Origin of the sequence: Ensifer adhaerens (assembly GCF_001270265.1) — a bacterium.
Lineage (GTDB): Bacteria > Pseudomonadota > Alphaproteobacteria > Rhizobiales > Rhizobiaceae > Ensifer > Ensifer adhaerens_B.
Map to the genome: position 1 here is coordinate 1 of NZ_LGAP01000063.1, position 10273 is coordinate 10273.

The 10273-nt window shown below is 60.5% G+C and carries 6 protein-coding genes and 1 pseudogene; 3 read left to right on the forward strand and 4 right to left on the reverse strand.

What is annotated here, in order from left to right:
- The first annotated feature begins 5 nt into the window (after positions 1 to 5).
- A complete protein-coding gene (tnpB, locus tag AC244_RS36120) occupies positions 6 to 164 on the forward strand; it encodes an IS66 family insertion sequence element accessory protein TnpB (protein WP_414735993.1) in 159 nt (52 codons plus the stop codon).
- Between the two features lie 192 nt (positions 165 to 356).
- On the opposite strand, the gene AC244_RS34445 is transcribed toward tnpB, so the two are convergent.
- The 3 genes from AC244_RS34445 to AC244_RS34455 form a co-directional block, all read right to left on the reverse strand.
- A complete protein-coding gene (locus AC244_RS34445) occupies positions 357 to 2582 on the reverse strand; it encodes a cytochrome c3 family protein (RefSeq protein ID WP_161807941.1) in 2226 nt (741 codons plus the stop codon).
- A gap of 98 nt (positions 2583 to 2680) precedes the next feature.
- Positions 2681 to 3712: an HAD family hydrolase gene (locus AC244_RS34450; protein WP_082367349.1), complete on the reverse strand. Its 1032-nt coding sequence runs from the start codon at positions 3710 to 3712 to the stop codon at positions 2681 to 2683.
- 138 nt (positions 3713 to 3850) lie between these two features.
- Complete coding sequence (locus tag AC244_RS34455; RefSeq protein WP_053253317.1) at positions 3851 to 5419, reverse strand: arylsulfatase; 1569 nt, start codon at positions 5417 to 5419, stop codon at positions 3851 to 3853.
- Between the two features lie 798 nt (positions 5420 to 6217).
- Between AC244_RS34455 and AC244_RS39055 the strand changes: the two are divergent.
- Positions 6218 to 6311, forward strand: a pseudogene (locus tag AC244_RS39055) (NTP-binding protein); the annotation flags it as partial.
- Positions 6312 to 6366: 55 nt separating this feature from the next.
- On the opposite strand, the gene AC244_RS34460 reads toward AC244_RS39055, so the two are convergent.
- Positions 6367 to 6960: a recombinase family protein gene (locus AC244_RS34460; RefSeq protein WP_053253318.1), complete on the reverse strand. Its 594-nt coding sequence runs from the start codon at positions 6958 to 6960 to the stop codon at positions 6367 to 6369.
- Between the two features lie 152 nt (positions 6961 to 7112).
- Between AC244_RS34460 and AC244_RS34465 the strand changes: the two genes are divergently transcribed.
- A complete protein-coding gene (locus AC244_RS34465) occupies positions 7113 to 10088 on the forward strand; it encodes a Tn3 family transposase (protein WP_053253319.1) in 2976 nt (991 codons plus the stop codon).
- Positions 10089 to 10273: the final 185 nt, after the last annotated feature.

Consider the following 10273-nt stretch of genomic DNA (forward strand, 5'->3'; position numbering starts at 1 on the left):
TAAAATTGATCTGGCATGATGGCCAGGGCGCATGCCTGTTCACGAAAAAATTGGAACGCGGTCGGTTTATCTGGCCGAATGTGGAGGGCGGTGCGGTGGCAATCACGCCGGCGCAGCTCTCGTATTTCGGGTCGGAACAAGAACTGCTCGAAATCGTACGCTAAGAGCGAACGGAACATGAACCATCGATCAGGCCGTTTGGTGGAAGGAGCAAGATATCATTTCACCGCCAGCTATCCGGCGGCGTGTGCCACTGCTTCCCGTGATAGCCGCGAAGTTCGATCGTCGCCGGGCGATGGACTTGCACCAAGACGAGCGCACGGCGCGCCGGTTTCTCCAGAGATCGGGCCGGCCGACTACTCACCTTGCAGGAGACGTTCGAGCTCCTGTGGCAAGGGTAGGAAAGGGTCTATTTCCTGGGCCTTGGCAGCGTTTTCCTTTGCCCGATCATGGTCGCCCTTTGCGTAGTAGGAGACGGCAATGACAGCGTAGGCCTGAGCGTTGGCCGGATCGAGACTGAGCAACGTTGCAGTTACTTCAATTGCCAGGTTGTAGTCCCCGACACGCAACGCCGAGAATCCTAGGCCGGCGAGGGCGCGCCGCTCGGAACCATGAGCGGCGAGGACCCTCCGGTACCATTCGATGGCAGCAGCGTCGTCGCCGCGCGCTGCCACCTGGCCGGCCATCTCGATCATCAGATTGATGCTGCCTGGCAGCTGCACGAGTCCTCTTTCGAGATAACCTGCGGCGCCTTGCGGGTCGCCCAGCGCCGAACGCAGGCGCGACAACGTCAGCCACGCGGACTCGAGCTGCAGGTCCATCGCGATGGCTTCGTTGAAGGCGGTCTCGGCGGCCACCCAGTTGCGGCTCACCAGTTCGGCGCCGGCGATGGCCATCTGGCTCTCGGGCGTGTCGGCCATGGCGAGTCGTGACGCGCGGTATTCCGTCAACGCGCGATCGAGGGCCGCCTTTTCCGCAGCACTCATTGCGGAGATGTCGTCCGCGAGAAGCTCTTGGGCTGCGGCCTGGCGCACCGCCTGCACGGGATCGGTGAGCAGTGGCTTCAGCAATGCCACACGCAGCGGCACGGCAAGATTTCGGGTGAGCGAAGCGGCGGCGGTGCGCACCAGGTCGCTCTCGTCCGCCAGAAGGGCACGGACCCTTTCGACAACGTTCTGATCGGCGAAATCGCGCAGGACGTCGACCGCGCTGGCGCGCACAATGTCGGGCCGATCTAGATCGAGCGCATAGTCGGCGAGAGCCTCGAGCTCGGCCAGAGCGCTCACGCCATCGGCGACAGCCAGGAATGCGGAGCGGTTCTGCCACGATCTGTCCGAGCCGGGGAACCACGCGCTGATCTGCTGCGCCGCCCACTCCGGAGTCTCGCCGGTATGGCAGGATGTGCAGACGTCGGGCGATCGAGCCGCATTCGACTGAAGGGGATCGGGCCGCCTGAAGAAATGATCGCGGCGCTTGTCGATCCCCATATAGGTGCGCTCGGGCATATGGCAGCTCACGCATTGCGCGGCGTCGCTGCCCGGCTTGTGATGGTGGTGCGCGGGCGTGTCGTAGGCGGCCCTCTTCAACGTCGGGAAGTCATCTCTGACCGCCTCGCCATGGCACTGGGTGCACACCGAATTGCCTTCCGCGACCAGCTGACCGCCATGCGGCTCATGGCAGTTGGAGCAGGTGACTCCCTTGGCCTTCATCTTCGATTGAAGGAAGGAGCCGAGGATGTAGACCTCGTCCCGCTGTTGCCCGTCCGGGAAATAGAGACCTGAGCCCAGAAGGGCCAAACCGTAGTGGTCGCCGAAAACGGAGCCAACCGGCGAACTGTCGGGCGAGAAAGCCTCGCGGCGAGCATGACACGGACCGCAAATCGCGAGTTCGCTCGCCTGCTCAGCCTTGCTAAGGTTGAGTACCGATCCCGTCGGACGCGTCGTCGCGGCGGTGAAATCGCGATTTCGCGCCCAGGCCACATGCTGCGACGCCGGACCGTGACAGGATTCGCACGACACCGTGAGTTCAGCCCATTGCGTCGTATAGCTATGCTGGACCGGATCGTAGTTTTTCATGAAGCCGGTCTGGTGGCATTCGGCGCAGCGCGCCTGCCAGTTCTTGTATGGCCCCGACCAGTGCAGACCGTTGCCGGCCCGGACATCTTCGCTCGGGTAGAGGTGGAACCAGCGGCCGGCGCCGACGTCCCAGGCGATGTCGAGCGCCTGCAGCCGGCCGCGCTCGGTCTCGACGAGGTATTGCTGCAATGGCGCGACGCCGACGACATATTTGATCTCGAAGGCAGCGAGTTTGCCGTTCGCGCCATCGGTCTCGACGAAATAGCGCCGGTCCTTGCGAAAGAAGCGCGATGTCAGCCCCTTGTGCTCGAACGTCGCGTCGTCGAAGTCGCCGAGTACGTTGTCCGGCGTCGGTGCCCGCAGTGCCCAGCTGTGATGGGAATTCGACCAGGCCCTGGTCTCGGACTCATGGCAGCTCTGACAGGATTGTGAGCCGACGAAGCGCGGAGGATCGGCTGCGGTGCCATTTGCTATCCAGGCAACCAGCAGTAGCCCGGCGCAGGCCATCTGGACGCGCGCGGACGCAATCGCGCCTATGGCGACACCAATTGCATTCTGAAAGCTTCGCCTCACAAGCGCGCACAAGCGCGATATTGACCGCCTTCTCATTTGTTTCCAAATGGGAAAACGGTCTTCCAGTCATTCTTCATGCTGACGACGGTCCAGCCGCGTATTGGCGCCTCGTCGAGGCCTTTGTCCAAGCGACCGATGTGCGATTCGCGATCATAGGCGGTTTCGCGCTCCGCATCGTCATGGTGCACGATGACGCCGAGTCGACGCCCCGGTCCCGATGTGGTCCATTCCAGCATCTCGAAACCGCCATCGGAATTGCCGAAGGCCGCGATCGGGCGCTTGCCGATGAATTTCTGGATGCCGATGGGCTTTCCCGCCTTGTCGTCGATGAAGTCGATCTCAGGCAGTCGGACGATCACCGGAACACCGTCGCGCACTTCGTATTTCGTCTTGATGCTCGATCCGACGACATTCTCGGCCGGGATGCCGTAAACTTTTTCGGTCCACGGCCGCATGAACTCGATTCCGCCGCCCGAGACGATGAACACCTTGAATTCGTTCCGCTTGAGATAGTCGATCACCTCGAGCATCGGCTGATAGACCAGTGCATTGTAAGCCCTGCCGTATTTCGGGTGGCGAGCCTCTGCTATCCAATCCGTGACGATTGCCGTGAATTCTTCGCTCGTCATGCCGGCGTGGGTGGCCGCCATGAGCTCCATCAAGCCCTTCTCGCCGGATGCGGCGACGCCTTTCAAATCCCCGGCAAGCACCGACTTGAACGGTTCGGCCTCGTTCCATTCAGGATGCTGCGGCGCCAGCGCCTTCACCCGGTCGAGAATGAATACAATCTGCACATAGATAGGTTGCTCGCTCCACAGGCAGCCATCATTGTCGAAGGTGGCGATGCGTTCGGTCGCCGGCACGAAATCCGGTCCACCCTCCGCAGTGACCTTGGTCACGAAATCGACGATTGCCTGTCTTGCCGGCCCATCGTTCCATGATGGCAGGACATCGGTCTGCGCAAATGCAGGCGCCGCCGCCAGCACCGCGATCCAGACGGCCGCGGTCGCGGCGAACAACCAACCGACAACCGGCCGGCGCGCTATGGTCAGTATTAGCCTCATGTCAGCCCCCTCACTGTTCTGCTGGTTTGCCGGTCCCCTTGCGCCGTTCTGTCGAATCGCGTCGACCGAGCGGCCGCACCCCGTCTGAGACGGGGCGCGGCCCGGTAGGTTGAGCCAGCAGTTCATTCAAGCGTGGTGTCAGTTGCCTCCCGCGTTCTGGGTCTGGAGCGTCTCCAGCACGCGATCCAGCGAGAAGCTGCCGACCTTCTGGCTCGGCGGAAATTCCTTGAACGTGGCCAGGAACTTGCCGACGTATTGCTGCGCCGGGACCATCACGAACGCGTGCTCAAGGTTCCAGCGGGTGTAGTCCATGCCCTCCTTGTCCGCGGTCTCGAAGGGGTCTGCGCGTAGATTGAAGAGCTTGGGCAATTCAATCGGCGTAGGTTTGGCCCGCCAGACATCGAAGCCATGCTCGGGCTTCTCGGCGAAGACGATCTTCCACTGGTCATAGCGCAGCGCGGCGAGCGTGCCGTCGTCCAGGAAGTAGAAAAACTCATGGCGCGGGCCGGCCTGCTTGCCCGCCAGCGCATCGGTGATGTTGTAGCCGTCGAGATGGACCTTGAAGGTCTTGTCGCCGACTTTCATGCCTTTGAGGAGTTGCTCTTTGACGTCCGGGACGCCGGCGGCGGCGAGCAGCGTGGGCAGCATGTCTTCGTGGGAGAAGATGTCGTTGCTGATGGTTCCGGGCTTGACGACGCCGGGCCAGCGGATGGCGCTCGGCACGCGGTAGCCGCCTTCCCAGTTGGTGGCCTTCTGACCGCGGAACGGTGACTGCCCGCCTTCCGGCCACACGTCTTTCATGGCGCCATTGTCCGTGGAGTACATGACGATGGTGTTGTCATCGAGGCCGAGTTCCTTGAGCTTGTCGAGCAACTGACCGACATGGCCGTCGTGCTCGACCAGGCCGTCGGGATAGGGGCCGAGGCCGGTCTTGCCCTGGCTCTCTTCCTTGAGCCGCAGCCAGATGTGCATGCGGGTGAAATTCACCCATAGGAAGAAGGGCTTGTCGGCCGTCTTGGCGCGCGCGAGATAATCCATCGATCCCGCGAGGATTTCCTCGTCAATGGTTTCCATGCGCTTCTCGTTCAGCACTCCGGCACTCTCGATCTTCTGGGTGCCGTCCGGGTTGGCCCAGCTATGGATCACGCCGCGTGTGGCATACCTCTTGATCATCTCCGGGTCTTTGAAATAGTCGGGATTTTCCGGCTCATCCTCGGCATTGAGGTGGTAGAGCGAGCCGAAGAACTCGTCGAAGCCATGCGCGGTGGGCAAGTGCTCGTCGAGGTCGCCGAGATGGTTCTTGCCGAATTGGGCGGTCGCATAGCCCTGGCCCTTGAGCAGCTCGGCGATGGTGACATCGCGCGCCTGCAAACCTTCCTTGGCGCCCGGCAGACCGACCTTGAGCAGGCCGGTTCGGAAGCCGACCTGGCCGGTGATGAATGCAGCGCGCCCGGCCGTGCAGCTCTGCTGGCCGTACCAGTCGGTGAACAGCGCGCCCTCCTTGGCGATGCGGTCGATGTTGGGTGTCTTGTAACCCATCATGCCCTGGTTGTAGGCGCTGACGTTCCAGTAGCCGACATCGTCGCCCCAGATGACGAGGATGTTGGGCTTCTTGTCCTGTGCCGAGGCGGAAGCCATCGCCAGCCCGCACCCAAGGACGAGCGCGGAAAAGGCCACGCCCAATCGTCGTAACAACGCTGTACTCATCTTCTTTCCTCCAATGTTTCTTCCCGGAACTGCTCCCCGTAACGTGTCAACCTGCGCAGTTAACTCGACGCTTGTCTTCGATTTCGGTCAAACGCCTAGGTTTATCTTTTATCGCATTACAGGTAATTATGATAGTATGTTAGAAGTGTTCTTAAATTTAGAGCATGCACTTAACTTGATAAATTTGTAGGTTCATTGATATTTAATATGCGAACTTGCGTATGTAGAGAAACTCTGTATATGTTATCGAGGTCTGCGTACAAAAAAATACATGACGTTAACGCTGATTCTATTACAGTTAAACTGAGAATACGACTTACGTCATTCTCGCAATTAACTGCTTAACATAACCGATACTACCGCATTATTACGATTAACTGCCAGCCGACCAGGTGATCGAAGGCACCCGGCGCTCAGGCGGTTGCCGTCGACAAATTAGACAACCCTGATATTATACTAGGCGTAACTTCTATGGAAGCGCGTACCGCTCCGGGCGCGTTCTGGCGGTGCGCCCCGTCGATTGGTATTGGTGGTGCCGTGGAAGTGTGGGTTTTGCTTTGCCGCTTCAAACCGGAAAATGTCATATGGCGGTTAGGTTTAGACCATAAACACCGCACGATTTTCCGCTAACGATTTTAGTGAAGCCCACTTTACCAAGGCGATTGAACGATCAAACATCAACGGCGGCTCGAGCGATTTCGGCAAAGCCTTACCATGCCATGCGGCTGCAAACGCCTGCTGCCGCCGAACACCCCGCGCGCGAGAAGCGCAGGCGGTCGGTGGAGGATTGGTAGCCGGGTGCCCGATCATTTGCATGACCACGTCCGGCCGTATCTCGACCGTGATCCGGAAGAGCGGATCGCCTATCCGCGCCCCGCGATGGATCGGGCACCAAACGCCCATCGGGGTCAGAACAAGAACTGCTCGAAATCATCCGCTCTGAGGTCCTAAGGTCGAACGGACCGTGAACTGTCGTCCCTGACGCGCATGATGGTCTGGCGGCTGGTTTCGAACTTTCTAGCAAGAGCGGAAATGCTCATTCCTTTGGCAAGATCTTCCCGCACGTCCTGTTTTTGCTTCTCGCTGAGGGTCGAAGGACGGCCAAGCAACTTGCCTTCCGATTTCGCGCGCTTCAGACCGGATTGCGTCCGTTCGATCAGCAGATCGCGTTCGAACTGTGCGACGGCATTGAGTACGTTCATGGTCATCGTTCCGGCCGAGCTGGTGAGATCGACGCCGCCAAGCGCGAGGCAGTGAACCCGTACGCCCCCTTCGGCCAGCGCCTTGACCGTGGTGCTGACATCGATGGCGTCGCGGCCGAGGCGATCGAGCTTGGTCACTATCAGCACGTCGCCCGCTTCCAACCTGTCCATGAGCCGGGTGAAGCCTTGTCGCTGGGCAATGGCGGTGCTGCCGGACACGGTCTCGGTGATGATCCGGTGCGGCTCGACGTGGAAGCCGGCCGCTTCAATTTCCTGAATCTGGTTTTCGGTGGTCTGCCCGGTCGTGGAGACACGGACATAGGCGAAGGTGCGCGGCATGGCTAATTTCGTCCGAATAGGCTGTCCGAAATATCCTTGCTGTTCATAACCCTGTCAAGGTAATTTGTGGACAGTGCTTTTTCGACCTGTACGGAACCGACCGTTTTCGGACAGAGGCAAGGCCATCGGCTCGCATTGTAAGGAGTAAGCACATGGCCAGGCGGAAGCTTCTCAAGAACCAGGATCGACAGGAGCTTTTCGACATTCCGACCGACGAGGACAGCCTGATTCGTCACTATTCTTTGTCCCCGGACGACCGGCTGGAAATTGAAGTTCGCCGGCGCAAGCATAACCAGCTCGGCTTTGCGGTTCAGCTTTGTCTGATGCGGCATCCCGGTAGGACACTCATGGCCAACGAAGTTCCGCCGAGGGCTATGCTCAATTATGTCGCCGAGCAACTGGGCGTGGATCCCGACACGTTCGGCTTCTACGCTCGACGGGAAGAGACCCGCCGGGAGCATGTCGTCCGCCTGCATCGCTACCTGGGCATGAGAAGCGCCACCGCTCAGGATCGTCGTGCGGCTTTGCTGTCAGCGATCGAAACGGCCGCGGCGACGGACAAGGGCATTTCGATCGCGAATGCCATCATCACCACGTTCCGGGAGCGGCGGGTGTTATTGCCGGCAGTGGACACTATCGAGCGGATCGGGCTGGCGGCCCGCGCGATAGCCCGTCGGCGCGCAGAAATGGCTTTGATCTCGGACTTGTCCCCTGAGCGGCGTCAGGGTCTCGATGATTTGCTGAAGGTCGATCCGGCCATTGGCCAGACACGATTTCACTGGCTGCGCTCCGCACCGGACGCTCCAGGCGCTTCGAACCTGGTCGGATTGACCGAGCGGATCGCGTTCCTGCGTACGCTCGCCATCGATTCCCGGTTGCAGGCCCGCGTCCCTTCGGGACGGTGGGACCAGATGATCCGGGAGGGCGACGTCACGCCGGCGTGGCTCGCCAGTGACTTCAATGCCAATCGCCGGCACGCGACGATCGTCGCGCAGGTCATCAAGCGCGGTCAGAAGCTCACCGATGATGCGGTGACGATGTTCATCAAGCTGATCGGCCGGCTCTTTTCCCAGGCCAATAACCGCAAAAAGCAGCGCCACATGAACTCCCGGATCGAGACGTCGAAGGCATTGCGGCTGTTCCTCGAGACGATATCGGCTCTTCAGGCTGCCAACGACAATGATGAGAACGCACTTGAGACACTGGACCGGCATGTTGGCTGGCATCGCCTGCTGCAGATGAAGCCCGGCCTTGAAGCCATGGTCGAGGACAATGATGCCTCGCCCCTGGTTCTCGCGGCTGAACAATATGGGAATGTCCGCAAATATGCGGGGTTGTTCCTGCAAGCATTCACCTTCCACTCGACGCGCCGGCACGATCCGCTGCTTGCCGCGATCGCAACCCTGAGAACCTTTTACGCGGAAGGGCGGCGCGCCCTTCCCGAGCGCGTTCCGGTCGCCCATCTCGGCGCGGCCGATCGGAAATTGATCTTCGGACAGACAAAGCCCGACCGGCGGCTCTACGAGATTGCGACGCTTGCAGCCTTGCGCGATCGGCTTCGCTCCGCCGACATCTGGGTCGAGGGCAGCCGGTCATTCCGACCGATCGACGAACATCTGATGCCAAAGCCCGCCTTCATCGCCATGAAGGAGGGAGGCAAGCTCGGTCTTGGGGTGCAGGGTGACGGTGCGGCCTGGCTCGCCGAGGTCCAGCAGACGATGGACTTTAATCTCAAGCGTCTGGCCTATCGCGCCCGCAACGGAAAACTCGAAGGTGTCAGGCTCGATGCGGGAACCCTGATCGTGACGCCACCCGCCAGCGACGTCCCCGCCGCGGCAGAGGAGCTGAACGTCGAGATCAGCGAAATGTACCCACTGGTCGAAGTGCCGGACCTCCTCAGGGAAGTGCATGAATGGACCGGTTTCGCCGATCAGTTCACGCACATTCGAACAGGCGACACGCCGAAAAACATATCCGCCATGCTCGCCGGCGTACTGGCGGACGCGACCAATCTCGGCCCGAAGCGCATGGCCGGCGCCTCCAAGGGTATCAGCGCCCACCAGATCGGCTGGATGCGCACCTTCCATGCCCGATCCGAAACCTACCGGGCCGCCCAGGCCTGCGTGACCGACGCCCACATGCGTCATCCCCATTCCCGACTCTGGGGAGACGGGACGACGGCCTCGTCTGATGGGCAGTTCTTCCGCGCCAGCGACCGGGCCGCAAAGCGCGGCGACATCAATCTCCACTATGGCAACGAGCCAGGATCGAAGTTCTACAGCCATCTTTCCGACCAATATGGCTACTTCAGCATTCTGCCGATCAGTCCGACCGAGAGCGAGGCAGCCTATGTGCTCGATGGTCTGTTCGACCACGATACGATCCTCGACATCGAAGAGCTGTTTACTGATACCGGCGGCGCCAGCGATCACGTCTTCGCGCTGTTCGCCCTGATCGGCAAGCGCTTCGCGCCGCGGCTGCGCAACCTCAAGGACCGAAAATTCCACACGTTCGAGAAGGCCAATGCCTATCCCGCGCTGGCCAATCATATCGGTGCTCCGATCAACACCGCGCTTATCCTGGAGCATTGGGACGATCTGCTGCATTTGGCGGCGTCGATCACGACACGCTCCGTCGTCCCCTCGACCATTCTCAAGAAGCTTACGGCGTCATCCAAGGCCAGCCAGTTGGCCAAGGCTCTCCGGGAGCTCGGCCGGATCGAACGATCCCTGTTCATGATCGAATGGTATTCAAGTCCGGCGCTGCGCCGGCGGTGCCAGGCCGGGCTCAACAAGGGTGAGGCCGCCCACAAGCTCAAACGCGCCGTCTTTTTCCACGAGCGCGGTGAAATCCGCGACCGATCGTTCGAGAGCCAGGCATTCCGCGCATCCGGCCTCAACCTCGTCGTCAGCGCCATCGTCCATTGGAACACGGTCTACCTCAGCCGCGCCGTCGCTCACCTTCGTCAGAGCGGCCGGGTCATTCCGGACGCTTTGCTCAAGCACATTTCGCCGCTCAGTTGGGAGCACATCAATCTCACCGGCATCTATTCCTGGGACGATGAACAGCAAATGCCCGAAGGCTTCAGACCGTTGCGGCTTCCGGGAAGAATCCTGCGCGCTGCCTGACGTTCACGCTCCGTTCGGCGTTAAGCGTACGATTTCGAGCAGCTCTTGTTCCGACCCCTATTTACTATCCGGAATTGACTGGCGGGCGCCTCAGGAAACCTGGAGACCGACACGGGTTTAAGCGTCTTATTCATTGAATTCGTTGGGGAAATATGCTCTTATAGCGGCATGTCACTACCGCCGCT

Excerpts from the sequence above, each read along its gene's own strand:
- AC244_RS34455 (WP_053253317.1), bottom strand. The coding sequence starts at position 5,419 with ATGAGTACAGCGTTGTTACGACGATTGGGCGTGGCCTTTTCCGCGCTC.
- AC244_RS34450 (WP_082367349.1), bottom strand. The coding sequence starts at position 3,712 with ATGAGGCTAATACTGACCATAGCGCGCCGGCCGGTTGTCGGTTGGTTG.
- AC244_RS34465 (WP_053253319.1), top strand. The coding sequence starts at position 7,113 with ATGGCCAGGCGGAAGCTTCTCAAGAACCAGGATCGACAGGAGCTTTTC.
- AC244_RS34460 (WP_053253318.1), bottom strand. The coding sequence starts at position 6,960 with ATGCCGCGCACCTTCGCCTATGTCCGTGTCTCCACGACCGGGCAGACC.
- AC244_RS34445 (WP_161807941.1), bottom strand. The coding sequence starts at position 2,582 with ATGGCCTGCGCCGGGCTACTGCTGGTTGCCTGGATAGCAAATGGCACC.